The 26,302-nt window shown below is 34.1% G+C and carries 28 protein-coding genes; 12 read left to right on the top strand and 16 right to left on the bottom strand.

From position 1 onward, the window contains the following. Positions 1-20: 20 nt before the first annotated feature. From H5V42_RS14455 to H5V42_RS14430, 6 genes are read right to left on the bottom strand one after another with little or no spacing between them, the layout of a single operon-like run. Positions 21-1,352, bottom strand: a complete 1,332-nt coding sequence (locus H5V42_RS14455; protein ID WP_185783889.1) for a DUF58 domain-containing protein — start codon at positions 1,350-1,352, stop codon at positions 21-23. Beyond that, positions 1,352-2,335 carry an AAA family ATPase gene (locus H5V42_RS14450; RefSeq protein WP_185783888.1) on the bottom strand — a complete coding sequence of 328 codons (984 nt, stop codon included), beginning with the start codon at positions 2,333-2,335 and terminating at the stop codon, positions 1,352-1,354. Before H5V42_RS14450 ends, H5V42_RS14455 begins: the two co-directional genes overlap by 1 nt. Beyond that, entirely contained in the window at positions 2,322-3,536 is a 1,215-nt protein-coding gene (locus H5V42_RS14445; RefSeq protein ID WP_185783887.1) for a DUF4350 domain-containing protein, read from the bottom strand. Before H5V42_RS14445 ends, H5V42_RS14450 begins: the two co-directional genes overlap by 14 nt. After that, a complete protein-coding gene (locus tag H5V42_RS14440) occupies positions 3,529-4,266 on the bottom strand; it encodes a DUF4129 domain-containing protein (RefSeq protein WP_185783886.1) in 738 nt (245 codons plus the stop codon). Before H5V42_RS14440 ends, H5V42_RS14445 begins: the two co-directional genes overlap by 8 nt. After that, positions 4,267-5,163 carry a hypothetical protein gene (locus H5V42_RS14435; protein WP_185783885.1) on the bottom strand — a complete coding sequence of 299 codons (897 nt, stop codon included), beginning with the start codon at positions 5,161-5,163 and terminating at the stop codon, positions 4,267-4,269. Then, positions 5,141-6,118: a stage II sporulation protein M gene (locus tag H5V42_RS14430; protein ID WP_185783884.1), complete on the bottom strand. Its 978-nt coding sequence runs from the start codon at positions 6,116-6,118 to the stop codon at positions 5,141-5,143. The genes H5V42_RS14435 and H5V42_RS14430 overlap by 23 nt, the downstream gene beginning before the upstream one ends. A gap of 35 nt (positions 6,119-6,153) precedes the next feature. On the opposite strand from H5V42_RS14430, the gene H5V42_RS14425 reads away from it, so the two are divergent. Further along, positions 6,154-6,870, top strand: a complete 717-nt coding sequence (locus H5V42_RS14425; RefSeq protein ID WP_185783883.1) for an RDD family protein — start codon at positions 6,154-6,156, stop codon at positions 6,868-6,870. Between the two features lie 2 nt (positions 6,871-6,872). Then, complete coding sequence (locus H5V42_RS14420) at positions 6,873-7,490, top strand: trimeric intracellular cation channel family protein (protein ID WP_185783882.1); 618 nt, start codon at positions 6,873-6,875, stop codon at positions 7,488-7,490. On the opposite strand, the gene H5V42_RS14415 is transcribed toward H5V42_RS14420, so the two are convergent. After that, entirely contained in the window at positions 7,487-8,203 is a 717-nt protein-coding gene (locus tag H5V42_RS14415; RefSeq protein ID WP_185783881.1) for a peptidylprolyl isomerase, read from the bottom strand. The genes H5V42_RS14420 and H5V42_RS14415 overlap by 4 nt on opposite strands. On the opposite strand from H5V42_RS14415, the gene H5V42_RS14410 reads away from it, so the two are divergent. Together H5V42_RS14410 and H5V42_RS14405 are read left to right on the top strand one after the other, a co-directional pair. Then, on the top strand, positions 8,202-8,840 hold the full coding sequence (locus H5V42_RS14410; protein ID WP_185783880.1) for an NUDIX hydrolase: 639 nt from the start codon (positions 8,202-8,204) through the stop codon (positions 8,838-8,840). The two genes, H5V42_RS14415 and H5V42_RS14410, sit on opposite strands and share 2 nt — an antisense overlap. Positions 8,841-8,873: 33 nt before the next feature. After that, on the top strand, positions 8,874-9,686 hold the full coding sequence (locus tag H5V42_RS14405; RefSeq protein WP_185783879.1) for a lysophospholipid acyltransferase family protein: 813 nt from the start codon (positions 8,874-8,876) through the stop codon (positions 9,684-9,686). Between the two features lies 1 nt (position 9,687). Here H5V42_RS14405 and H5V42_RS14400 read toward each other — a convergent pair whose 3' ends face one another. From H5V42_RS14400 to H5V42_RS14390, 3 genes are all read right to left on the bottom strand, one after another. Next, complete coding sequence (locus H5V42_RS14400) at positions 9,688-10,326, bottom strand: hypothetical protein (protein ID WP_390809452.1); 639 nt, start codon at positions 10,324-10,326, stop codon at positions 9,688-9,690. An 8-nt stretch (positions 10,327-10,334) separates the two neighbouring features. Further along, complete coding sequence (locus tag H5V42_RS14395) at positions 10,335-10,829, bottom strand: RNA polymerase sigma factor (RefSeq protein WP_185783877.1); 495 nt, start codon at positions 10,827-10,829, stop codon at positions 10,335-10,337. A gap of 65 nt (positions 10,830-10,894) precedes the next feature. Next, positions 10,895-12,322 carry an amidohydrolase gene (locus H5V42_RS14390; RefSeq protein ID WP_185783898.1) on the bottom strand — a complete coding sequence of 476 codons (1,428 nt, stop codon included), beginning with the start codon at positions 12,320-12,322 and terminating at the stop codon, positions 10,895-10,897. An 89-nt stretch (positions 12,323-12,411) separates the two neighbouring features. Between H5V42_RS14390 and H5V42_RS14385 the strand changes: the two genes are divergently transcribed. Continuing rightward, entirely contained in the window at positions 12,412-13,698 is a 1,287-nt protein-coding gene (locus tag H5V42_RS14385; RefSeq protein ID WP_185783876.1) for an NAD(P)/FAD-dependent oxidoreductase, read from the top strand. Here the strand turns inward: H5V42_RS14385 and xerD are convergent. Then, a complete protein-coding gene (gene xerD / locus H5V42_RS14380; protein ID WP_185783875.1) occupies positions 13,695-14,603 on the bottom strand; it encodes a site-specific tyrosine recombinase XerD in 909 nt (302 codons plus the stop codon). The genes H5V42_RS14385 and xerD overlap by 4 nt on opposite strands. A gap of 110 nt (positions 14,604-14,713) precedes the next feature. Here xerD and H5V42_RS14375 point away from each other — a divergent pair, with 110 nt between their 5' ends. From H5V42_RS14375 to H5V42_RS14355, 5 genes are all read left to right on the top strand, one after another. Beyond that, on the top strand, positions 14,714-15,226 hold the full coding sequence (locus H5V42_RS14375) for a hypothetical protein (RefSeq protein ID WP_185783874.1): 513 nt from the start codon (positions 14,714-14,716) through the stop codon (positions 15,224-15,226). 101 nt (positions 15,227-15,327) lie between these two features. Next, positions 15,328-15,798: a hypothetical protein gene (locus tag H5V42_RS14370; RefSeq protein ID WP_185783873.1), complete on the top strand. Its 471-nt coding sequence runs from the start codon at positions 15,328-15,330 to the stop codon at positions 15,796-15,798. A gap of 122 nt (positions 15,799-15,920) precedes the next feature. Next, a complete protein-coding gene (locus H5V42_RS14365) occupies positions 15,921-16,517 on the top strand; it encodes an outer membrane beta-barrel protein (RefSeq protein ID WP_185783872.1) in 597 nt (198 codons plus the stop codon). A gap of 135 nt (positions 16,518-16,652) precedes the next feature. Beyond that, positions 16,653-17,072, top strand: coding sequence for a type II 3-dehydroquinate dehydratase (gene aroQ / locus H5V42_RS14360; protein ID WP_185783871.1), 420 nt, complete (start codon positions 16,653-16,655; stop codon positions 17,070-17,072). Positions 17,073-17,133: 61 nt separating this feature from the next. Continuing rightward, positions 17,134-18,300: a PQQ-dependent sugar dehydrogenase gene (locus H5V42_RS14355; protein ID WP_185783870.1), complete on the top strand. Its 1,167-nt coding sequence runs from the start codon at positions 17,134-17,136 to the stop codon at positions 18,298-18,300. Here the strand turns inward: H5V42_RS14355 and H5V42_RS14350 are convergent. The 5 genes from H5V42_RS14350 to H5V42_RS14330 form a co-directional block, all read right to left on the bottom strand. Then, a complete protein-coding gene (locus H5V42_RS14350) occupies positions 18,297-18,578 on the bottom strand; it encodes a DUF3817 domain-containing protein (RefSeq protein WP_185783869.1) in 282 nt (93 codons plus the stop codon). The genes H5V42_RS14355 and H5V42_RS14350 overlap by 4 nt on opposite strands. 4 nt (positions 18,579-18,582) lie before the next feature. Further along, a complete protein-coding gene (lpdA, locus tag H5V42_RS14345; RefSeq protein ID WP_185783868.1) occupies positions 18,583-19,974 on the bottom strand; it encodes a dihydrolipoyl dehydrogenase in 1,392 nt (463 codons plus the stop codon). A gap of 203 nt (positions 19,975-20,177) precedes the next feature. Then, positions 20,178-20,582: a peptide-methionine (R)-S-oxide reductase MsrB gene (msrB, locus tag H5V42_RS14340; RefSeq protein ID WP_185783867.1), complete on the bottom strand. Its 405-nt coding sequence runs from the start codon at positions 20,580-20,582 to the stop codon at positions 20,178-20,180. Continuing rightward, on the bottom strand, positions 20,579-21,076 hold the full coding sequence (gene msrB / locus H5V42_RS14335) for a peptide-methionine (R)-S-oxide reductase MsrB (protein WP_185783866.1): 498 nt from the start codon (positions 21,074-21,076) through the stop codon (positions 20,579-20,581). The genes msrB (H5V42_RS14340) and msrB (H5V42_RS14335) overlap by 4 nt, the downstream gene beginning before the upstream one ends. Before the next feature lie 104 nt (positions 21,077-21,180). Beyond that, positions 21,181-21,741 (bottom strand): collagen-like protein, encoded by a 561-nt coding sequence (locus tag H5V42_RS14330; protein ID WP_185783865.1) that lies wholly within the window; start codon positions 21,739-21,741, stop codon positions 21,181-21,183. Positions 21,742-21,882: 141 nt separating this feature from the next. Between H5V42_RS14330 and glgB the strand changes: the two genes are divergently transcribed. Together glgB and H5V42_RS14320 are read left to right on the top strand one after the other, a co-directional pair. After that, complete coding sequence (glgB, locus tag H5V42_RS14325; protein WP_185783864.1) at positions 21,883-23,778, top strand: 1,4-alpha-glucan branching protein GlgB; 1,896 nt, start codon at positions 21,883-21,885, stop codon at positions 23,776-23,778. Between the two features lie 67 nt (positions 23,779-23,845). Continuing rightward, positions 23,846-26,245 carry a glycoside hydrolase family 31 protein gene (locus tag H5V42_RS14320; RefSeq protein ID WP_185783863.1) on the top strand — a complete coding sequence of 800 codons (2,400 nt, stop codon included), beginning with the start codon at positions 23,846-23,848 and terminating at the stop codon, positions 26,243-26,245. Positions 26,246-26,302 lie beyond the last annotated feature (57 nt).

Raw genomic sequence — 26,302 nt, 5'->3', positions numbered from 1 at the left:
CAAACAAGAAGATAAAAAAATTATAACAACCCGCGTGCTTTTATTTCGAGATACTTGTTAATTGTATTTATGGTAAGCTCTTCTGGTTTGGTAAGAATTGTTTGTATACCATATTGTTGTAACTCTTTCTGCATTACTCTTTTCTCTAAAATAAATTTTTCTGCAATGGTTTTATGATAGATACTTTGCAGGTCTTCTGCATTTTCTGTAACCAAAGTTTCTAATTCTGTATTTTCAAAAAAGATGACAACCAAAACGTGTTGTTTGGCCAACGCTAATAAATACGGTAGTTGCCGTTTTAAGGCAGATGGGTGTTCAAAATTGGTGTAGAGTAATAGTAGGCTTCTGTGATTAATTTTACGTTTGGCGTGTGCGTAAAGTTGCCCAAAATCGGCATCACTAAAATCTGTATCAATATTGTAGAGCGTTTCTAAAATGGTATTTAGATGGGTTAGTTTTTGAACGGCAGGAACAAAATTTGCTACTTTTTTTGAAAAAGTAAGCATACCTGTTTTATCATTTCGTTTTAAAGCTACATTAGAAAAAGCTAGCGTGGAATTTATAGCATAATCTAGTAATTTAAGACCATTAAAGGGCATTTTCATTACCCTTCCAATATCTATGATAGAATATATGGGTTGTGATTTTTCATCTTGATATTGGTTTACCATTAACTGGTTTTTCTTTGCGGTTGCTTTCCAGTTTATTGTTCTAAAATCATCACCAACTACATACTCTTTTATTTGTTCAAATTCTTGCGTATGACCAATACGCCTTATTTTTTTTAGCCCTAATTCGGTCAATTTGTTGCTTATGGCTAAAAAGTCGTACTGTTGCATTTGAATAATACTGGGGTAAACAGGAACCATAGTATCTTTTTCAAATTTGTATCTGCGCTTAACAAATTGTAAAGGGCTAGATGCGTAAACATTTAGGTTCCCAAACACATACTCACCCCGTTCTACAGGTCTTACAGCATATTCAAAAACGTGTTCTTGATTTCTTAAAACTTTGGCTTTATGGTAAAAATCTCTTTTTTGAAATTGTTCTGGTAGTTCATCTATCAGCTCAATTTCTGTCTTAAATGGATATTTAGATTTAAAAAGAATACGTAGTGTATTATAGTCACTATTAGATAATTTTTGAGGTAAATCTCTAGTTGCTGAAATTGCGTTTTTATACCGATATAAAAAGTATATATCTAAGAAAAATAAAGTCAGTAATACAAAAGTTAAAATCCAGCAAAACGGATACAACCATTTTAACCAGTACGAAAGCACGAAGCCACTTGCCAATATGGCAATGTACCAGAAAAAACGATTGTGTATGTAAAGCGACTTTAAAAATTGCATTAACGTGGTATTTCTACTGATTCTACTATCATTGCTATTACAGTTTCAGTGGTCATACCTTCCATCTCTCTTTCTGGAGTGAGAATTATTCTATGATTTAAGATTGGTGTTAACGCCTTTTTTACATCTTCTGGTATTACAAAATCTCTACCGCTAATTGCTGCAAAAGCCTTAGCTGCTTGTAAGGTTGCAATAGAAGCTCTAGGCGAAGCACCTAAATATAAATGCGGATGATTTCTTGTTTTGGCAATAATTTCAGCTATGTACTTAACAATTTTTTCTTCAACCAAAACATCATGAACATTGTTTTTAAACTCTTGTAATTTTTTTGGTTGCAAAATAGCTTTGATGAGTTCTTGTGGTTTAGTAGCCTTACGGTCGTGGTGAGATTGTATAATCAGAACTTCTTCTTCAACACTTGGGTAGCCTACTTTTATTTTAAATAAAAAACGGTCTAGTTGTGCTTCAGGCAATGCATAGGTGCCTTCTTGTTCAATTGGGTTCTGCGTGGCTAAAACCATAAATGGTGCAGCCATTTTATAGGTATGCCCGTCAATGGTTGCTTGGCGTTCTTCCATAGTTTCAAAAAGTGCTGCTTGGGTTTTTGCTGGCGCTCTGTTTATCTCGTCAATCAAAATAATATTGGAGAAAATAGGCCCTTTTTTAAACTCAAAATCAGAATCTTTTACATTGAAAATAGAAGTTCCTAAAATATCACTTGGCATTAAATCTGGTGTAAACTGTATGCGACTAAAGTTTGTTTTAAGTGTTTTTGCAAAGAGTTTTGCAGTTATAGTTTTAGCAATTCCGGGAACACCTTCAATTAAAACATGACCATCAACTAATAGCGAAACAATTAATAGTTCTACAAAATTTTGTTGCCCAATAATCACCTTAGCAAGTTCACTTTTTAGTTGTTCAACAGCTTCATTTAGTTCCTGTAAGGGTATGCGGCTATCAAAGTTTAAATCATTGTTTTCCATTTACTTTGTCTTTAAAATTTTGAATTTTTTTATCGAGTTGTTCCAATTGATTATTGGTAACATGTGTGGTTTTTTGAATGCTTTCAAAGGTTTTAAATAAACCCTTTATCTGGTCTACGTTATGGTTAGTTCTAGCAGCTAAATTTTCATAAAAAGTTTCATCAATAATTTCTGTAGACAGGTAAAACTTAGTACGTATGTAATCTAGAAAATATTGAATTTTATGCTTGGCGATATCTCCTTGTCGATTGTTCTCAAAATACATATCGGCAATGGTTTTGGTAAACGTTAGTGTTTGATTTTTTAAAGGCTGAACCACTTTAATAGCTCTTTGTTTACGTTTGCCTTCAAAAACGATGTACACTAAAACACCTATTAAAACTATGTAATACGCCCATTTTAGTTCTTTGGTATTTAAAAATAAATACATAGGTGAGGTATGAAAGGTTTTACCAGATTTGTAGTGGTTGTCTATAAATACCGTTCCCGAATTTTTTGCATAGGCCAACACCCCAGAAGTAAGGTGCCTATTGTCATCTTTCAACATAAAATAGTTAGTAAAGGCTTTAGGAAAGGTAGATAAAGTGATTTTTCCTGAACCAAATTCTTGTTGAATAATATTGATGCTTTTTTCTTTAATTTTAGTACTGTCGTTTGTTACAGAAACTTCACCTAGTACCACTGTTTTTAAGGTATCTATAGATGAAAAAGTAGTTGCATAATAGTCTTTCTCAAAAGTAACTGGCTTTATTTCTAGTGAAGAATTTACCAACTTATGTGTAAACTTAGGATTTATGGAATAGGGGTCGTAGGTAGATGAGGTTTGTAGGTTTAACGTATCTAAAAACTTATAATCGAAGTATTCTGAAGCTATAAATAAGTGATTACCATTTTCTACCCATTGTAACAATTCATTAGTATCTGTTTCAGAGAAACTTACTTCTTCATTAATAAAAATATAGGTGCCTTTGGCATCTGAGTTATTAGATAAATACTCATAAGGAGTTTTGTAAACTTGGGTAATCTCTTTAAAGTATTTTGAACTTAAATCATTAAAAACTTTTGTGCCATAAGGTATTTTGTGGGTAGATACATAAGATGGAAACCAATTTATATTTTTTGGTTTGTTACTTTCAAAAACAACTAAAAGTCCCAACGCAAGAATGCCGATTATTAGATATGCTTTACCCTTTTTAAACATCTGTTCTTATAGCGTTTTTAAGTTTGTCAAAATTGGATTTTGCACTTTTATATGCAGCTTCATCTATAGTAAATTCACCATACCAGATATAATCATATAATAAGGTTACCTTTTTAAATTGAGGGAGTAAGTTGCTTTTGGCTAATTCAATAATGTAATCATCATTAGTTTTTTGAAGTTGCCAATCTATCAATTCTCTTTCAGTTAGCAATTTTAGCAAGAAAAGGTAGTAATAACGAATTGCCAATCTATAATTTTTGTCGTCAAAAGCTTGCTTTATTAGACTCTGAATATCTTCAGTTTTAATAAGTCTTTCTTCTTCTGATAGTGAAACTAAATTCTGGTTTTCTTTAGAAAAAATGATGTTTTTAGTACTAGCATTAATAAAAAACCGAATTAATAAATAAAGAAGTAATGCTAATAGTAAATAAGGAACTATTTCTAGAAACCCTGATAAATAGCTCGGGGCATTATACTCACCAAATACAAATTCAAAAAAGCTTCGTAAAATATTGTAAAGCCAGTTTTTAATTCCTTCCCACCATGAATTATCTATTTTTTCAACTTCATAATCAAACTTATCGTCCGCAAAATAAGCTGCCAAGTCATCTTTAGTAATTTCAACAGGAGAAACCAAGCTAGAATCATACTGTATTCTAGTGGAATCTTGTTGCGCGTTACTAGAAAATACTAGAGTTAGGAAAAGAATTATAAACGGTAATCTTAGCATTTAATCTTCTTGTGTATTGCCTATATTTTGTATTCGTTCCATTGTACCGGTAAAGTTTTTCTTTTCGTTTAGATTAAAGAAAATTAATGCAGATGCTACCACAGTTACGGTTTGTAGTGTAAACTGAACTAAATAAGAAATTAGGTTAAATAAAATATAGATAGGGTCAAATATATTACCCATGCTTTCAGCATCCATCTCTCCAGAAAATATACCCATTTTGGCATACATGTAAATTATGCCTGGTAGCTGTACTATGTAACCAATTACTGCTGTAATAATACCTATTACAAAAAGAGTTGCGAAGGTAATCCACCAATTATCTTTTATTAAGGTAAACGCGTAAGAAAAAGAGTCGCTCACACTTTTGTTCATAAACACCATTATGCTAAAAGCTAGCATTAAAGGTGGATACAAATAAATACCCGGAATTATACAAAACATAAAACCAACAACTATAGCTAACCCCACTAAAATGGCCAAACCCACAAAACGCCAGAAGTTCTTGTACGATTCTTTTTTTATTAAGTCAAAGTCAATTTTACCTTGATTATCGGTGTAAGATTTTACATAGTATAAAATTGAAGCTTGTAATAAAGCAACTGTTGCAATGGCTGTAACAAAAAGACCTAGAGCAGCAATAATAATTAGGATAGGGCTAGCACCAAAAGCATCAACATTACTGTTAACACTATACAATGCACTGTTAAATGCTCCATTAAAGGAATACAAGTAAAACGCCATGCAGATTAAAAAAGCAAATAAAAACGGACCAACTATTTTTAAAATTGTTCCAAAAAATGGTTTGAACTCAAATTTTATAAAGTTGAATGTATCTGTTAAAATATCACTTAACTCTCGTTGTTTTTTAAATTCAATGAATGGTTTCTGTTGCATTGATTTTCTTTTTATTTAGTTTGATTGGGTAAATAATGTAATAGTAAATTATCAGGCTTAAAGAACTTAAAATAATTAATATTGCGAGCCAGTCTGGCATCTCAGTATGTCTAGTTACAAAACCCTCTAAAAAGCCTGCTATTATAAAAAATGGTATAGTGCTAATTACTATTTTTAATCCGTTTTTTACTCCTCTTTTAAAAGCTTCGAGTCGAGAATAGGTTCCAGGAAAAAACATACCATTGGCCATTACTAAACCAGCACAGCCAGCAATAATAATAACTGAGATTTCTATAGTACCATGAATCCAAATTGTTCTGGCAGACTCCCAAAGCAATCCCTTTTCATAAAAAAAGTATTGAAAACTTCCGAGCATAATGCCATTGCTCATTAAGATATAAAGTGTTCCAACGCCAAGTAAAATGCCGTAAGCAAAGGCCATTAGCGCAACTCTTATGTTATTTATGGTAATACCTAAAAACATATTCATTTCGCCCATTTGTTTATAGACAGCCATAGGATCACCATTTTCAATATTTTCTAAAGTCATATTTACATAGCTATCACCTAAAATAGACCTTACAAAATCGCCTTCATTTGCTGCCGAAAAAGCGCCAACACAGCAGAAGAAAGTAAAAACTAAGAAAGCAATCAAAAGCTCTCTATGATGTTGTGCAAAAAGTAATGGGAATTCAGTTTTCCAAAAACTTACAATACGATTCTTGGATTCGCGTTTGGTCTTATATATTTTTTGATGTGCTTGAGCGGCAATAGCATTTAAATACAATTGTGTATTGCTATTAGGATAGAATGTTTTAGCGTAGCTTAGATGGTCTGTAATTTCAATGTAAAGGTCAGAAAGATGGTCTGGAGAAAGTTCTCTTTTGCTATTAAGAGCCTCTTCAAAGGCAATCCATTTGTCTTTATTTTGCTTTACGAATGCTGCTTCTCGCATTAAATTTGTGCCTTTATTTGTAAAGAAACCAAAAAATGAACCAATTTCAAATAGAAACTGCCCAAAACGTAGCCATTGCCCAAAACAGTTCTAATTTGGGTGAACGTATGCTCGCGTACATTATAGATAGTATAGTTATTACCATTTACATTATACTGGTTTTTTTGCTTTTGATTTCTTTGGAAGTTGATTTTAATGATGCTTGGGCTTTGTATTTAGTGTTAACGCTTCCTGCTTTTTTGTATTATGTTTTATTCGAAACTTTTACTGATGGAAAAACTATTGGAAAAGGTTTAATGAATTTAAGAGTAGTGAAATTAGATGGTTCCAAACCAAATTTTGGTAACTATTTTGTGCGCTGGATTCTACGCATTGTAGATGTTTCTTTAACCTCTGGTGCTGCTGCAGTTTTGACCATACTAATTAGAGGTAATGGTCAACGTATTGGAGATGTTGCCGCAGGTACAACTGTAATTAGCGAACGTAAACGGGTTTCACTAAAAGATACGCTACTTAAAGAACTACCTACTGATTATCAACCACAATTTCCGCAGGTAACAGTTTTTAAAGATGCTGAAATACAAACTATTAAAGAGTTGTTTGAAAAATCTAAACGAAATGGTAATCACAATGTGATTCTTGAACTAGATAAACGCTTAAAAGAAGTTATGGATGTAACCACTACATTGCATCCCGTAGAATTTGTAGACATTGTTATAAAAGACTACAATTACTACACCCAAAAAGCGTAAGCATGTTTTTTCAAGTCATAGATATTTTAGGTACCATTGCTTTTGCTATTTCTGGGGTACTCATTGCCATGGAAAAAAAACTAGACCTGTTTGGTGTTTTTATTATTGCTTTTGTGACTTCAATTGGTGGTGGTACTTTACGTGATTTGCTTATTGGTAACAATCCAGTGGGGTGGATGCAGGATCTAACCTACATAATAGTTATTTCATCTTCGGTAGTATTTGCTATTCTATTTGTAAAATACCTCAAATACCTAAGAAAATCGTTGTTTTTATTTGATACCATTGGTATTGGGTTGTATACTGTTGTTGGTATTGAAAAAGGAATGCAGGCAGAATTAATGCCAGTTATCTGTATTGCTTTAGGAACAATGACGGCCAGTTTTGGAGGGGTAATTAGAGATATTTTATGTAATGAAATACCGGTAATCTTTAGAAAAGAAATTTATGCTACTGCATGTATCTTGGGGGGAATGTCTTTCTACCTGTTTGATTTACTCCCCATTGTTGATGCCTATGCTAATATTGGAGCTATTTTGGTGGTAATTATCGTGCGTTTATTAGCAGTTAAGTATAACATTACCTTGCCTAGCTTGTATACAAACCAAGAAAAATCTTAAAAAGCCTCTGCTTTTAGAATGTAAATATTCTTTACGGGCCATTCTCCGGTATCAATGGGAGATTGATTTATTTTATCAACTACATCCATACCTTCAATAACTCTACCAAATGGAGTATAACCACTATCTAAGTGATACGAACCTGGGTTGGTTACTACAATAAAAAACTCAAACGGAGAGGCTAACTTATGCGGGTTGTCTCGTTCGCTACTTGGCATAGATATAGTGCCTCTATGGTGTTTATGTCCTTTTTTAGTGTCTGGTGGCAACAGATATCTGCCTATATTACCCCGTTTTCTTGCTGTTTCTACATCATCAGAGTTACCCCCTTGTATGATAAAGTTGGGTACTACTCTGTGGAATTGAGTATTGTTGAAATACCCTTTTTTGGTAAGATAAATAAAGTTAGCTCTATGATAGGGTACATTGTTATATAATTCAACTGTAAAACTGCCTAGGCTTGTGGTTAATTTAACCTTGTTTTCTTTTAAATCTTTTTCATAGGCTCTGAAAAAATCTAATGCATTTTCATCTGTTAATTCAAAAGTATCTTTTTCTATTTCCTCAATTTCAGAAGTAATCGATGAATCTTTTAGAGCAACTTGTTCTTTAATTTTTGTTGTATTGTTTTTTTGAGTTTTGTGATTCTGGTTGCAGGCACTCACAAAAATTAATAGTATACTTGTGAAAATTGCTAGGAATATATTTCGCATGAATTATATTGATTTTTATAATCGAATTTCAAAAATAAAAAATCTGCCTTTGCCTGGTTCTAAAGCTCACTTTTTAATGGAACCGCCAGAGCGAAGAAAATACCAAGACCTTAGAAAAATAGAAGAACGCAACCCTAGAAGAGCTGGGGTAATGGCATTATTTTATCCTAAAGCTGATGAAACCCATTTGCTATTTATTCTTAGAAAATCTTATAAAGGTGTACATTCTAATCAAATAGCATTTCCTGGAGGTAAAGAGGAAAAGGTAGATAATAGCATGTTAGAAACTGCACTTAGAGAAACTGAGGAAGAAGTTGGGGTACCTGTTCATAAGGTTGAAGTTGTTAAAGAATTATCTAAATTATACATACCGCCAAGCAATTTTTGGGTTCAACCCTATTTAGGCCTATATACAGAGATTGAGCCTTTTCAAAAACAAGAGAGTGAAGTAGAAGATATTCTTGAAATACCTATGCGTTATGTTTTAAACGAAGACAACTTAACATCATTAAAACTAAACACCTCTTACGCTCAAGGTGTTGAGGTTCCAGCGTTTAACTTTGAAGGGCGTGTGGTTTGGGGTGCTACAGCTATGATGTTGAACGAAATCAAATTACTTTTAAAACAGGTGCTGTAGCTGTTTTTGTAAATTTGCTAATTAAATTAAACTATGGGGTTATTTAAAAAAAATCCTTTCGGACATAATCTTTTTTTAAAGAAATGGCTCATTAGAATAATGGGCCTAATTACACATTCTAGATACAAGCAGTTTAATAAACTTGCTATAGAGGGTTCAGATATAATTAGAGATTTGCCAGATACTAATGTATTATTTGTTAGTAATCATCAAACCTATTTTGCTGATGTGGTTGCCATGTTTCATGTGTTTAACGCAGCTTTAAGTGGAAGAGATGATAATATCAAAAATGTATTCTACTTGTGGAATCCAAAACTGAATATTTACTACGTTGCCGCTAAAGAAACCATGAAAAAAAGTGTGCTTACTAAATTACTAGCATACGCTGGTTCTATTAGTATTGAACGTACTTGGCGTTCTGAGGGTAAAGATGTGCAACGACAAGTAAAAATGAGTGATATAACTAATATTGGAACCGCTTTAGATGATGGTTGGGTTATTACTTTTCCTCAGGGCACTACTACCCCTTGGAAACCATTACGTAAAGGAACCGCACATATTATTAAAAGATACAAACCAATAGTTGTACCAGTTGTAATTGATGGGTTTAGACGTTCTTTTGATAAAAAAGGATTGTACATAAAGAAGAAAGGTATTTTGCAATCAATGCAAATAAAAGAACCTTTGAATATTGACTACGATAACGAAACTGTGGAGCAGATAATTGAAAAATTAGAATACGCTATCGAGCAGCATCCTTCTTTTTTAAGAGTAATACCTGAGGAACAAATTGCTGCATACGAAGCTGACCACCAAAAAAGACGCTATAGTTATAAAGGTGAATAAGTTATACTTCTAATTTTTTAAGCTCTTTGTAGTTCTGTTTTAATCGTTTTAAAAGAATACCATATAGCAAACGATAAAACAACCAAAGTATACCACAGGTTACACCTATTAACGCTAAGAATACTAAGGCTGACATAAGATAGATTAACCATGGCTGATTAGCCCCTTCAGCTTTAGTTGCCAAGTCTGATAACTCTGGTTCTATAATCACCATATCTACAAAAAATAGCAATAACGCTACTATAAATAGACCAATACTAAACCACACATAGGTTTTTACGGTTTTATGCACTTTTAAAATATTCTCCATCAACTTTTTCGAAGAATCTGTAGCGTTAATCTTTTTAAAATTGATATAGAATTTAATGATGAAGAATATCATTATGGCATAAGAAACAATCTCTAAACCAAGGTCTATCTGATTTAAGTATTTTGATTGGTCAAATACATCATCACTACTTTGTGGAATTCTATTTAAAGCAAACCAAAAAACAAACTCTGCAATACTTATGTAGAAAATCCACTTCACAAAAGAGGAAGATTTTTTCCAAATCATTTTGTAGATATCTTCATAAGAAAGCTTGGGAAGCTCTTGCTCCTTCTTTTGCCAATCTTTCTTTAATAGTTCTAATTCGTCCATCATAACACTTACGGATTTATAATGGTTCTTAGTTTCTTTTTTACTCTGTTCATCTTTACACGTGCATTAACTTCAGTAATACCTAAGGTTTCAGCTATTTCTGAATAGTCTTTATCCTCTAGGTATAAAAAGATGAGTGCTTTATCAATATCACCCAGTTGCTTTACAGCATCATACATTAATTTGAGTTGGCGTTCTTGGGTGTCGTCATAATCATCGGCTTTTATTTTAAAATTTACCGATTCATAATCCTGGGTCTTTACCCGTTTTTTTGATTTTCGATATAGGGTAATTGCAGTATTTAGTGCAACCCTATACATCCAAGTACTTAGTTTTGAATCTCCCCTGAATTTTGGGTAGGCTTTCCAGAGCTGAATTGTAATTTCTTGAAACAAATCATTGTGTGAATCTCTGTCATTGGTATATAGCCTACACACCTTGTGAACAATATTCTGATTGTTCTCGAGTTCTGTCACAAATTTATGCTCAAGCTCTTTTTTCACTAAGTTTTGGTCGATTACAATAGATTAGTAAGCAATAGTAGAAAAATGTTACAAACTAACTTTATTTATTTTCTGTAATCTAAAGCTGGAGCTCTGTTACCAAGTAAAGGTTCGTAGGTAAAGTCTGCCCCTCTACGTTCTTCAAATTCTTTTTTAGCCCGTTGTATGAGCTCTTCATTAGTGTATAAATCTATTACAGAAGCTGTTATAGTCTTTGCCGCTAACAACATGCCTTTGTGACCAATTGATGTGCCACCAGCCGCTACAGCTTGCCAACTATGAGCAGGAGTGCCAGGTACCCAAGTCGCGGTACTAAAACCAACTGTGGGCACAACAAAGCTAACATCACCAACATCTGTTGAACCATAAGCTCTGGCTGTTTCTTTATAGGGTTGTACCTCTAGGGCTATTTGCTCATTTAAAGATTTTTGCCCTAGACTAGTAGCAATTTTTTCTCCAAAGCTTTTTTCTTCATCAGTATAAGTAAATCCGCCTATTTCAGCTAAATTATCATGGACAAGTTTTTGTAAAACTAAGTTTGGTAATAATTCGTGCACCCCATTTACAATTTCATATTCCATAGTGGTTCCAGTTCCTAAGGCAGCACCTTCTCCTGCTTTTACTATTCGGTTAAAAACATCTCTAACCACATCTCGTCTATTATGACGAGCGTAATAATAAACTTCGGCAAAATCGGGAACTACATTCGGGGCTTTACCGCCATCAGTGATAACATAATGTATTCTAGTTTCTTGTAATACGTGTTCACGCATCATATTAACCATTGCATTCATGGCTTCAACACCATCTAAAGCAGAGCGTCCCATATGAGGTGCTCCTGCTGCATGTGCAGAAACGCCGTGAAATCTAAACTTACCAGAAATATTGGCTAAAGCCGCAGCAGCACTAGCTGCATTTTGAGAACCTGGGTGCCAGTGTACTACCACATCAACATCATTAAATAGGCCTTCTCTAGACATGTAAACCTTTGCACCACCACCTTCTTCTGCCGGGCAACCATAAAAGCGTATGGTTCCTTTTTGCCCAGTTTTTTTCATCCAATTTTTTACGGCTATTGCTGCCGCTGACGATGCTGTGCCAAATAGATGATGGCCACAAGCATGGCCTGCCACTCCGCCTGCAGACTCTTTTTCTGGAACTGCTTTTTGAGAAAGACCTGGTAAAGCATCGAATTCTCCGAGTATCCCAATTATTGGATATCCAGAACCGTATTCTGCAATAAATGCAGTAGGAATGTCAGCCACATCAGAAGTAATTTTAAAACCTTCATCTTTAAGCGTTTTCTGCAATAATGCACTACTTTTTTCTTCTTGATAACCCATTTCGGCTAAATTCCAGATTTTGTCAGCGATGGTTGTGTATTTTTCTTTTTGGTTATCAATAGATTTTAAGGCATCAGATTTTGAATTCTGCGCAAATGTTGCTGTTATCAAAAAAAGGCCTAAAAGTAGTGGTAGAATAACTTTTTTCATCATCATTAGTTAGATTTCGTAAGGCCTAAAAATACTAAAATAGAAGGTTTCAACGGCTTTCTTTTTTTAAATTTGCGTTTTCTTTCTATATGAATATTCCACAATCAAGTTACCCTAGAGTTGTTATTATAGGTGGTGGGTTTGCAGGTATTGCGCTAGCCAAAAAATTAAGTAGAAAAGAGTTTCAAGTAGTTTTATTGGATAAGCACAATTATCACACTTTTCAACCCCTACTTTATCAAGTATCTACTGGTGGCTTGGAGCCAGATTCAATTGCATACCCCATTAGAAAGGTACTACAAGGATATTCTAATTTTCATTTTAGACTTGCAGAAGTCGCTAAGGTTGATACTGATAATAATCTAGTCGAAACTAATATTGGAACCTTAAAATTTAATTATTTGGTAGTGGCTGTGGGGTCAGAAACAAATTTTTTCGGGAATACAAATCTTGAAGAAAATTGTATGGCAATGAAGTCTATACCACAATCTTTAAATCTCAGAAGTTTAATTCTTGAAAATTTTGAACAAGCACTGCTTACAGATGACTACCATGAGAGAGAGGCTTTAATGAACTTTGTAATAGTAGGTGGTGGACCAACTGGGGTTGAGTTAGCAGGAGCTTTAGCTGAGATTAAAAAAGGAATTTTACCTAAAGATTATCCAGATTTAGATACTAGGGTAGCGCAAATAAACTTAGTTCAGGGTGGTGAAAGAATTTTACCAGCAATGAGTGAGAAAGCTTCTAAAAAGGCGGAAGACTTTCTAGAAAATTTAGGAGTTCATGTTTGGAAAGGGATGCGAGTTCAAAACTATGATGGTAAAGTTGCCACTACCAATACAGACATTGAATTTAAAACCCAGACACTTATTTGGGCGGCAGGCGTAAAGGCTGTAAGATTAAATGGGTTAGATGCTAAAGATGTGTTGTGTAGAGGTGAACGTTTAAAAGTAAATGAGTTTCATCAAGTAAATGGTTTTGAAAACATATTTGCTATCGGTGACGTAGCTCAAATGGAGTCTGAAGAATGGCCTAAAGGTCATCCTATGATGGCACAACCGGCATTGCAACAAGGAAGTAATTTAGGCGATAATTTGGTAAGACTTTCTGAGGGCAAATCTTTAAAGCCATTTCAATATAAAGACAAAGGTAGTATGGCTACCATTGGCAGAAATAAAGCCGTTGCCGACTTACCTAGTTTTAAATTTCAAGGCGTTTTTGCATGGTTTGTATGGATGTTTGTACACCTTTATTTTTTAATTGGTTTTAGAAATAGGGTAGTGGTTTTTATCAATTGGGTATACAATTATATTAAGTTCGATAGAGAGGCCAGATTAATTATTAGGCCGTTTAAAAAAACCTATCAAACAGACTAAATTTCTTGTTTACCTCTTGGATGAAAGTCTTTCAGAACCTTGGTGAGATGTGAACGGTCAACATGTACATAAACTTCTGTGGTTGTTATACTTTCATGACCTAACATTTGTTGAATAGCTCTTAAATCTGCGCCTCCTTCTAACAAATGAGTAGCAAATGAATGCCTAAAAGTGTGCGGACCAATCTTTTTATTCAAACCAATTTTTTCTGCAAGTCTCTTTATAATTTCAAAAATCATTGCTCTTGTCAACCCTTTACCATTTCTATTCAAAAACAAAATATCTTCGCTCCCAGAGGCAATTTTTTGGTGATTTCTAATATGCTTGTGATATAGGTTAATGTATTTTTTGGTGAGATTTCCAATGGGTACTAGCCTATGTTTATTTCCTTTTCCTGAAACTTTAATAAAATCTTCTTCAAAATATAAATCAGATAATCGTAAATTAATGAGTTCAGAAACTCTTAGACCACATCCATACAATGTTTCTAAGATAGCCCTATTTCGCTCTCCTTGTGGATGAGATAAGTCTATGGCAGAAATAAGTTGATTAATTTCTTTTTCTGAAAGCGTATCTGGTAGCTTTCTGCCAATTTTTGGGGTTTCTAATAAATCTGTTGGATTGTCTTTTCTATAATCTTCAAAAACCAAATAATTAAAAAAGCCTTTTAAACCTGAAATTATTCTTGCTTGTGTTCGAGGTTTTACCTCGGTGGCAATTTCATAAACAAATTGCTGAATTTCTGAAAGGTCTATGGTAATTGGTGTTGCTGTACTTTTTTTATCTTCTAAAAAGTCTAGCAGCTTTTTTAAATCAAATAAGTAGTTTTTTATGGTGTTTTCTGATAAACCGCGTTCAATCTTTAAATAGTTACTATAATCTTTTACAGCTGCATTCCATTTCATGCTACAAAAATACATTTCAAATTAACTCAGGTAAAACCATACCCAATTTGCCAATACAACTTTAATTTAAAACCAACGTTAGATAAGCATAATTAACAAACCAATTAACAATGAAAAAACTAGTTTTTGCCCTATTCTTTTTAAGTTTTTATTGCCTAAGTGCTCAATATGTGGACCGTTCTTTTTTCAAAGCTGGTTTTCATGGAGCCATTCCCGTAGGTGAAACAGCAGATATTGCAAGTTTTAGTTTAGGAGTAGATTTATTTCAACACTGGGGGGTGTCTAAAGAGATTGATTTAGGTATTGCAACTGGCTTTACCAATGCCTTTTTAAAAGATGAAATAGAAATAAATGGTATCACCTTTGAAACAGATTTTGATAATGTTCAATTTTTACCTGTAGCTGGTTTAGTTCGAATCTACCCTACAAGTAGTTTCAATTTAGGTGCCGATGTAGGTTATGCCATTGGAATAAATGAAGGCAATGATGGAGGGTTTTATTACCGCCCCTGTTTAAGTCTAAAAATAAATAGTAACACAGAATTGCATTTTTCTTACACTGGTGTTTCTCAGGATGGTAGCACTTGGTCTACTGTTACTGGTGGTATTGCCTTTTTATTTTAACTAATTATTTTGTATTAAGGTTACACTAATTTTACTATGTGTTCACTTAGCTCGAGTTTACATTCATATATTTGAGTAATAAAACACAAAAACACATTAAAATGAAAAAATTAGTTGTAACCTTTATTGCGCTTTTTGCATTTGCGTTTGCTGTTAATGCACAGTCAAATTACACCGCAGCTGTTGGTCTTGGATTAGACCTTGGTGACGGATTTACATTTGTAGGACCAAGTGGTAAATATTTTTTTAACGAAAACAATGCCGCTCAATTTGATTTAGGTTTTGAAGATAGCGTAACTTCTTTAACCTTTTTATACTCCTACCATGGCCAATTTAGTGGTGCTGAAGGTTTACAATGGTTTGCAGGTGCTGGACCAAGCATTTGGTTAATTAAAGATTTTGATAGTCAAATATTGTTAAGACCGCATGCAGGACTAGACTATAAGATTGCGGATGTGCCTCTTGCATTTTCTGCTAGCTGGAGACCAGGTATAGGTTTAAGTAGCGGTTTTGAAGGTGACCGATTTGAAGCTGGTATTTTTGCACTAGGGTTTAGATACGCTTTTGATTAATTAATAACACATCCTAAAAAAAATTAAAAACGGCCTTTGAGCCGTTTTTTTTGTTTGGCATGTAGTTTGTTATATGATAATTACATTTATTTATCTTTAACGAAACACTAAACACATTGATTATGAGAAATTTACTTGTTCTTATTTTATTGCTAACCGGCTTGCAACTAGCTGCGCAAGGCAATGTTAAATTTGGTATTACTGGCGGATTACTTAACGCAGATGCTGACGTAAACCTTTCTGTAGGAGATATTATTGATATTGCCTCTATTGATGCCATAAATAATACTGGTTTTTATATTGGAGTTATTTCTGATATTGAAGTTGCCGATAGTTTTCATGTACAACCAGAGTTAACTTATGGTAGTGCCGGTGACCTTTCTTTTGTCTATTTACCAATTATGGCTAAATATTATTTGATTCCTAATAAACTAAATGTTCAATTAGGACCTCAATTTAATTTTTCATCCAATTTAGATGATATTAAAAATACCATTCAAGATATAGAAGGAGTGTTAGGAAGCAATACTAATATTGATGATGTGTTAAATACCATTGGGGTAGAAATTGGTTTTGGAGCAGGTTTTGACATTACTGAAAATGTATCTGTACAGGCTAGGTATGCACTAGAAATTACAGACCGTTATTCTGGCCCGTTAAATAATTCTTTAGATATTAAAGGTGCAACCCTTAATGTAGGTTTAGCCTATTTCTTTTAGAAATTTATGCTAAAAAATAAGATTAGGATTGTTTGAACATACATACTTTATATTAGTTAGCGGTTGTTAGAAGTCTTTTAAGAATTCTTTTCAATGACTATTCTTATAGCTTTAAAATATGATTATTTTTGAGCTATGAAGCTAATCATCATCAACGGTCCTAATCTTAATCTTTTGGGTAAGCGCGAACCAGAAATCTACGGTTCTCAAACTTTTGAAGACTATTTTTCTTCGTTACAGTTTAAATTTAAAGATATTCAATTAGAATATTTGCAATCTAATATTGAAGGCGAGCTCATCGATAAAATTCAAGAAGTTGGGTTTGATTATGATGGTATAATTTTAAATGCTGCTGCATACACCCATACTTCTGTAGGTATAGGTGATGCTATTAAAGCTGTTACCACGCCAGTAATTGAGGTGCATATTTCAAATACATTTTCAAGAGAAGATTTTAGACATCAATCTTACATTTCACCAGTAGCAAAGGGTGTTATTTTGGGCTTTGGATTACAGAGCTATGACCTTGCCATAGAAAGCTTTAGAAAACTTTAAGATTCTTAATACATCCAATACTTGTTAAGTTTTCGTATCAATTAGATAAACCCCATTTGATATGAAAACGAAACCTTTAATGCTGCTAGCTTTTACGCTAGCAATTGCCTTGGCTTGCCAAACGGAAGACGCCGAAGTTAGTAACTCTGATGATGATTCTAGTGCTGAAGAAGAACTAGTATTAGTAAATGCCTTTGAAAATTTATCTTTTACACAACCTTTAGATTTACAGTCACCTAATGATGATACCAATCGTATTTTTGTGGTTGAAAAACAGGGCGCTATAAAAGTTTTTCTTAATGAAAACAATGTATCTGAAACAAGTACATTTTTAGACCTTAGTGGAAACCTTGTTACCGATAGCGAACAAGGATTATTGGGTTTAGCTTTTCATCCAAATTATGCGGTTAACGGATATTTTTATGTGTATTATAATCCAACAAATTCTATTTCAAGAATATCTCGTTTTACAGCTTCTTCAGCTGCTAATGTAGCAGATGTTGACAGTGAAGTTGTGATTTTAGAAATACCGCAAACGGCTACCAATCATAACGGAGGTCAGTTAGTTTTTGGTGCTGACGGATATTTATATATTTCTTCAGGAGATGGCGGAGGTAATGCTGCTGACGCTCAAAACCTATCAAATTTGTTAGGTACAATTCTTAGAATTGATGTCGATAATACCTCTAACGGATTTAATTACTCCATTCCTGGTGATAATCCTTTTACAAACAATACCGAAGTTAGAAATGAAATTTTTGCCTATGGTCTTCGAAATCCATGGCGAATGAGTTTTGATACGCAAACCAATGCACTGTGGACAGGTGATGTTGGGCAAAATGCCATTGAAGAAATTGATATCATAGTCTCAGGCGGAAATTACGGTTGGAATACCCTCGAAGGTTCTTCTTGTTATTCTGGTGATTGTAGTGATATTTCTGATTTTATAGCACCCGTTTTTGAATATAATCAAAGTAATGGTGACCGTTCAATCACAGGTGGTTTTGTATACAGAGGAACTACAATACCAGCCCTACAAGGTAAATATGTTTATGGTGATTTTGTGAGCGGAAGAGTGTGGATGATGAATTTAGATGGAACTTCTAACGAACTTATTGAAGACACGGGTTACAATATTGCGGCCTTTGGAACTGATTTAAACCAGGAACTTTACCTACTTGACTTAAGCGGTGGCATCTATAAGTTTACGCAATCCCAAGCAAACTAATTAGAACCGCTTAAATACTTTTTATCTGCATAAAAAGTTCCGAAGGGGAGTAGGGAAGCTATGAATAAAATCAAGAACTTCTTTACTCCCCATTTTTTTTCAAACATCAGAACTAATAATAAAAGTATGTAGAGTATAAATAGTACGCCATGAGCATAACCAACCCATTTATTGGGTTGCCCAATACCTGCCCAATACTTTAAGGGTATAGTAAATGCAAATAAGGCTAAGTAAGAAATACCTTCTAAAATTGCGGTAACTCTAAATACTTTGAACATAATGTTATAAGTGAATTACTTCATCATATGCCGCTGCAACTGCTTCCATTACAGCTTCACTCATAGTTGGGTGAGGGTGAACCGCTTTTAAAACTTCATGGCCAGTAGTTTCTAGCTTGCGCGCTACAACCGCCTCGGCAATCATATCTGTTACACCAGCACCTATCATATGGCAACCTAGCCATTCTCCATATTTAGCGTCGAAAATTACTTTTACAAATCCTTCAGAATTGCCAGATGCTTTTGCTTTACCACTTGCAGAGAATGGAAATTTACCCACTTTAATATCGTAACCTGCTTCTTTAGCTTGTTTCTCTGTTAAACCAACTGAGGCAATTTCTGGAGTACAATAGGTACAACCAGGAATATTACCATAGTCTAAGGGTTCAACGTGCAAACCTTTTATTTTTTCAACACATAAAATACCTTCAGCAGAAGCTACATGTGCTAAGGCAGGCCCCGCAGTTATATCTCCGATAGCATAATATCCTGGAATGTTAGTTTGGTAATAATCGTTAACTAAAATTTTATCGCGGTCTGTAGCAATACCTACATCTTCTAAACCAATGTTTTCGATGTTAGTCTTTATCCCAACAGCAGAAAGAACAATATCCGCTTCTAAAACTTCTTCTCCTTTTGCAGTTTTTACGGTAGCTTTTACGCCATCACCAGAAGTGTCTACTTTGGTAACTTCTGCTGAGGTTTTAATTTTAATTCCATTCTTTTTAAAACTTCTTTCTAATTGCTTAGAAACCTCTTCATCTTCTACAGGAACAATATTTGGTAAGTACTCTACAACGGTAACTTCTGTACCCATAGAATTGTAGAAGTAAGCAAACTCAATACCTATAGCACCACTACCAACAACAATCATTTTCTTAGGTTGCTTTTCAAGAGTCATAGCCTTTCGATAACCTATAACCTTTTTACCATCTTGGGGTAAGCTTGGTAACTCTCTACTGCGCGCACCGGTTGCAATTACAATGTGGTCAGCAGTATACTCTGCGGGATCACCGTGTTCACCTTTTACAACTACTTTTTTACCAGGTTGTACTTTACCATACCCATTTAGAACTTCAATTTTATTTTTTTTCATCAGAAATTGAACTCCTTTACTCATGCTTTCTGCAACACCTCTACTGCGCTTTACTACAGCATCAAAATCATGCTCCACTTTTTTAGCAGAAAGACCATAATCTTCTGCGTGTTTTAAATATTCAAAAACTTGAGCAGATTTTAAAAGTGCTTTGGTTGGTATACAGCCCCAGTTCAAACAAACTCCACCTAAGCTTTCTTTTTCAACTATAGCTGTTTTAAAACCTAACTGGGCTGCGCGAATTGCAGTTACATATCCACCAGGGCCACTGCCTAAAACAATCATATCAAAATGACTCATATTTCTGAATTTATTGGGTTATAACGCTTGTAATTTTCAAGCGGTGCAAATTTAGTGAACTCCAGCTAGTTTTTTTAATGAAAATGTTAATATGTGTTAGATCAACCGCCGATAAAAATGGGACCTAACATTTCATAGTAATTATGTAAAATATAGTCGTATTTCTATGATTAAAACACCACCAATATTTTTAGTATGAAATTTTACTCTTGTTCGGGATTAAAATCTAGGCTTAATGAGTTTATGCAATACCGTTGACCAGTAGTCTCTCTAGGTCCGTCATCAAATACATGCCCTAAATGACTTCCGCAATTGGCACATAGTGTTTCTGTGCGCATCATCCCATGAGAAGTATCTCTTATATATTCAATAGCACCAGGTATAGCTTGATCAAAAGAAGGCCAACCACATCCACTTTCAAATTTATTACCACTTTCAAATAATTGTGCGTTACAGGCTTTACAGTGATAAGCACCTTTTTTAAAATGTAAATTATATTCTCCTGTAAATGGTCTTTCTGTACCTTTTTGTCTTAAGACATAATAGGAGTCTGGAGAAAGTGTTTCTCTCCATTCTTGCTCTGATTTGTTTACACTATATTTTTTCATTTGCTGTCTGGAATAAAATCTAATGCTGCGCCATTTATACAATGTCTTTCGCCTGTTGGCTCAGGACCGTCTTTAAAAACATGCCCCAAATGCCCGCCACAAGTGGCACAATGCTCTTCTGTTCTGGCATAACCAATTTTATAATCAGTATCAAAAGCAACATTGCCTTCAATCTCTTGATAAAAACTTGGCCAACCTGTACCAGATTTAAATTTTGTATCACTCTTAAATACTGGGTTACCACAACCAGCACATACGTAAGTACCTTTTTCTTTGTTTTCTAATAAATCACTAGTGAACGCATATTCTGTTCCCGCTCTGCGCAATACATAATATTCCATATCATCTAGTTCAGCTCTCCATTCAGCATCAGATTTTTCAACCTTGTAAGCTATTTCTTTTACTTCTTTTTTCTTTTCTGTGTGCTGCTCTTGTGAATTGCCTTTACAGGCAACAACTAAAAGCATCATTAGTATTGCAATGTTTTTTACCATTAATTTTCTTTTTCTATTAGACGTAATAATCTTGGTTTCCTTTCAATAAAAAAACCCATCTCTAAAAATAAGAAATGGGTTGTTGGTATTTAGTTTACGAATTCTTAAAAAGAAGGCATTTTTTGAATATCGTTGATATTTAATTCAAGATTAGTCATTACATCATCTAAATTGGTTAAGTCAATTGTAGTGTCTTGAGCAAATTCTGCAGGTACAACTACAATTCTAAATACTTGGTCAACGGTGTCTCCAGGAAGTAATTCGGTAAGGTCAAAATCTGACTCTAAAAATATATTTACATCTAAAAATGTATGGTCATAATTATATTGTAAAAGCCCTTGGTCTAAAATTCTTGTTTGGGGTAGTAATCTCCATACATCTATTGGGTCTCCCCCATTAGCATCATCAACTTGGTCCCATAACAAATACACCAAAACGGCATCTGACTCAAATACTTCAACACTACTTGGAAACTCATAAAATATAGAGTAGTCGTTACTTTCTTCAAATGTTCCCTGAATTTCTAAAACGGTTCCTAAGATGTTTACCCCATCTTGGCCATTGACACCGTCAAAACCTGGAGGGCCAGGAGGGCCAGCCGGACCTTCACAAGAAAATAATACTAGCGATACTACTGCTGCAAAAAGTATTTTTAAGTCTTTCATAATATGGATTTTTATTGAATAGATTTGTTTTTTAAGTTTTAAAACAAAAAGCATTCCAAAAATTATGGATTCATAAAAATTAATTCTTAATAGGTATCTAACCTTTAGATAAGTTATCTTGCAATTAACTAATCTCAAAACATGGGTAACGTAATTTCGCATAGCTTTTTTACAGAATTTGATATTGATTTATTTAAAGGTGGTAAGCACTTTAGATTGTACAATAAATTAGGCTCTCATATTACTGAGGTAGATGGGCAAAAAGGAGTTTATTTTGCCGTTTGGGCACCATCTGCCAAATCAGTTTCAGTAATCGGTGATTTTAATAATTGGAAAGAAGGTGAACATCAACTAAATGTGCGGTGGGATTCAAGTGGAATTTGGGAAGGTTTTATACCCAACTTAGGTAAGGGTGAACATTACAAATACAAGATTACCTCTAACAATAATTCTATTAAAACCGAGAAAGCCGACCCTTTTGCAAGACTTTGTGAGCAGCCCCCTAAAACAGCTTCAATTGTATGGGATGCTCCTTACAATTGGAAAGATACTAACTGGATGAACACCAGAGAAAACCACAATGGTTTAGACAAACCCTACTCGGTTTATGAGGTTCATTTGGCTTCTTGGAAAAAGAAAAATGGTTGGGAAAGTCTTTCCTATCTTGAGTATGCTGATGAATTGGTAAGTTACGTTAAAGAAATGGGTTTTACTCATGTTGAGTTTATGCCCGTAATGGAATATCCTTATGACCCATCTTGGGGGTATCAACTAACAGGCTATTTTGCACCTACGTCAAGGTTCGGAAAACCAGAAGAATTTAAACATTTAGTTGACAGATTTCATCAAGAAGGTATTGGTGTAATCTTAGATTGGGTTCCTTCTCATTTTCCTGAAGATGCTCATGGTTTAGGCTTTTTTGATGGTTCTCATTTGTATGAACATCCAGATAGACGAAAAGGGTATCATCCTGATTGGAAAAGCCTAATTTTTAATTATGGTAGAAATGAGGTTAGGGCATTTTTAATTAGCAATGCTATTTTTTGGTTAGAACAATTTCACGTAGATGGTCTAAGAGTAGATGCCGTAGCTTCTATGCTTTACTTAGATTATTCTAGAGAAGATGGAGAATGGGAGCCAAATATGTATGGTAATAATGAAAATTTAGAAGCCTTATCTTTTTTAAGAGAATTAAATACAGAAATCTATGCAAGTTTTACAGGTGTACAAACCATTGCAGAAGAATCTACAGCATTTAACGGGGTTTCTAAGCCAGTACATTTTGGTGGTTTAGGATTTGGAATGAAATGGATGATGGGTTGGATGCATGATACCCTAGAATATTTTAAAAAAGAACCTATTCATAGAAGTCATCATCAAGGAGACATTTCTTTTAGTTTAACCTATGCTTTTACTGAGAATTTTATGTTACCATTTTCCCATGATGAGGTAGTCTATGGTAAAAAATCATTGGTGTATAGAATGCCAGGAGATGAGTGGCAGCGATTTGCAAATTTAAGATTGCTTTATGGCTATATGTTTACCCATCCAGGAACAAACTTGCTGTTTATGGGAGGTGAATTTGGCCAAACTTCTGAATGGAATTTTCAAGAAAGTCTAGAGTGGCATTTGTTAGATTATGACTTTCATAAAGGCGTACAAGCTGTTATTAAAGACCTCAATAAGCTTTACAAACAAGAACCAGCATTGTTTGAAAAGCAGTTTAGTCCTGATGGTTTCGAATGGATTGAATGGAATGACCATGCTAATTCAGTTTTAACCTACATCAGAAAAGGTAATGATGCTAAAAACGACTTAATTATAGCTTGTAATTTTACACCAATCGAAAGAAAAAATTATAGAGTAGGGGTGCCAAAATCTAAAGATTTGAAACTAGTTTTTAATAGCGATGATAAAAAATATGCAGGTAGGGGCACTGCCAAAAAGCAGGTAACAGTTCAAAAAATTAAAGCGCATGGTCGAGAACAATCTATTCAATTAAATTTACCACCATTAGGAGTTGTAATTTATAAATAAGAAAACAACCTTTATTACGTTAACTTTTGATGTTTGTCTAATCAATTAAACACTAACCCATATCTAGATGATAACCAATACAGAAATTGATAAAAAGGGAAATCAGTACCCAAATAGAATAGTTGAATATAAAGAAGACGGAGACAAATTTTATTTTACTACTCAAAATGGAGTAATCTTAGAAGTTACTGTTCTTAGAGGCAGCGCTTTTAGATTTAGATACGCTACAGAATATGTTTTTGAAGATGATTTTTCTTATGCTATTGATGACGATGTAAGTCTTGGGTACAACAAATTAGAATTTGTAGATGAAGTACCAGAGTATCTTATTAGAACATCCAAGCTTCAAGTGGCTATTAATAAAGACAATTTAAAAGTTAGAATTGAAGATTTAGACGGACTTGTTTTAAATGAGGATGAGTCTGGTTTTCATTGGGAAGAAAATTATGACTACGGTGGTAACATCGTTAAAATGAGTAAAATTACACAGCCCGGTGAAAACTATTATGGTATGGGTGATAAGGCTTCTCATATCAACCTCAAGGGTAAAAAAGTTTCTAATTGGGTAACAGACTCTTACGCTTATGGTAAAGACCAAGAGCCTTTGTACAAGTCTATTCCTTTTTACGTAGGTCTTCATAATAATGTAGCCTATGGTATTTTCTTTGATAATTCTTTTGGCTCGTATTTTGATTTTGCAAGAGAAAGACGCACTACCACAAGTTTTTGGGCAGACGGGGGAGAAATGAATTATTATTTCTTCTATGGTCCTAAGATGGAAGATGTTGTAGAAGCCTATACAGATTTAACAGGCAAACCAGAGCTTCCTCCAATGTGGGCTTTGGGTTTTCATCAGTCTAAATGGAGTTACTATCCAGAAAAACAAGTTAAAAAGATTACTTCAACATTTAGAAAACTTCAAATTCCCTGTGATGCTATTTATTTAGATATCGATTATATGGAAGGGTTTAGATGTTTTACTTGGGATAATCGCAAATTTCCTAACCCAAAGAAAATGGTAGAGGAATTAGCTCAAGATGGTTTTAAAACCGTAACCATGATTGACCCAGGAATTAAAATTGATAAAGATTATTGGGTTTATCAACAAGCAATGGATAACGATTTCTTTTGTAAAAGAGCTGATGGACCTCATTTTAAAGGTAAAGTTTGGCCTGGAGAGTGCAAATTTCCTGACTTTACCAATCCTGAAGTAAGAGAATGGTGGGCTGGGTTATATAAAGAAATGATTGCTGAGGTAGGCGTACATGGTGTATGGAATGATATGAATGAACCAGCAATTATGGAAGTTCCTACCAAAACAGCAAATTTAGATGTTCGTCATGATTATGATGGTCATCCGTGTAGCCATAGAAAAGCACACAATGTCTACGGTATGCAAATGGTAAGAGCAACCTTTGATGGTTTAAAAAAATATACTTTTCCTAAAAGGCCTTTTGTATTAACTAGAGCAGCCTATTCAGGAACACAACGATACTGTGCCACATGGACAGGGGATAATGTAGCCACTTGGGAACATCTTTGGATTGCCAACGTACAAATGCAACGTATGGCAATGAGTGGTTATTCTTTTGTTGGTTCAGATATTGGTGGATTTGCAGAACAACCAAACGGAGAATTATTTGCACGTTGGGTTCAAATGGCAATTTTTCATCCTTTCTGTAGAGTTCATTCTAGTGGAGATCATGGTAATCAAGAACCATGGTCGTTTGGAGACGAGATAACTAATATTGTTAGAAAGTATATAGAACTACGTTATGAGTTGTTACCCTATTTGTATACCTCGTTTTATAAGTATGTAAATGAAGGACAACCTATACTTAAGTCTTTAGTATATGTTGACCAAGAGGATGTGCAAACACATTTTAGAACAGACGAATTTATTTTCGGAAATCAAATACTAGTGTGTCCGGTTCAAGAGCCAAATGCAAAAGGCAGAAGAATGTATTTGCCTCACGGTAATTGGTATAATTTTTATACCGATGAATTATCTGAAGGTGGTGCAGAAAAATGGGTCGAAGCAGATATTGATAAAATACCAATGTTTATAAAGGCTGGCGCTATGATTCCAAAATATCCAGTGCAACAATATGTTGGTGAAAAAAAGATAGAACAACTTGTTGTTGATGTATACTTTACTGAAGGTACAGAAACCTCAGAAGTTTATGAAGACCATCAAGACGGGTATGATTACAAAAAAGGACGTTTTAGTTTAAGAAAGTTTAGATTAAAAGGTAAGAGTAATGAGCTAATTATACAGCAATACAAAGATGGTTCGTATATTACACCTTATGAAACCATTAAACTAAGATTCCATGGTTTACCATTTAAAATTGGCATTATCGAATTAGATAATGAGAAAGTTAATTATGATCAGGTAAATTATCATGGTAACGGTGAAATTGAAATTAGTAAAGATTTTACTGAGATTCACCTTATTGGAATTTAATTAGTGACCAATTGGTAAATTTGGTTTCCAATTACTAAGAATTTGTTCTTGCGTATG

The sequence above is a fragment of the Croceivirga lutea genome, from assembly GCF_014235875.1.
Classification (GTDB): domain Bacteria; phylum Bacteroidota; class Bacteroidia; order Flavobacteriales; family Flavobacteriaceae; genus Croceivirga; species Croceivirga lutea.
This window is presented reverse-complemented; position numbering and strand designations above follow the sequence as displayed.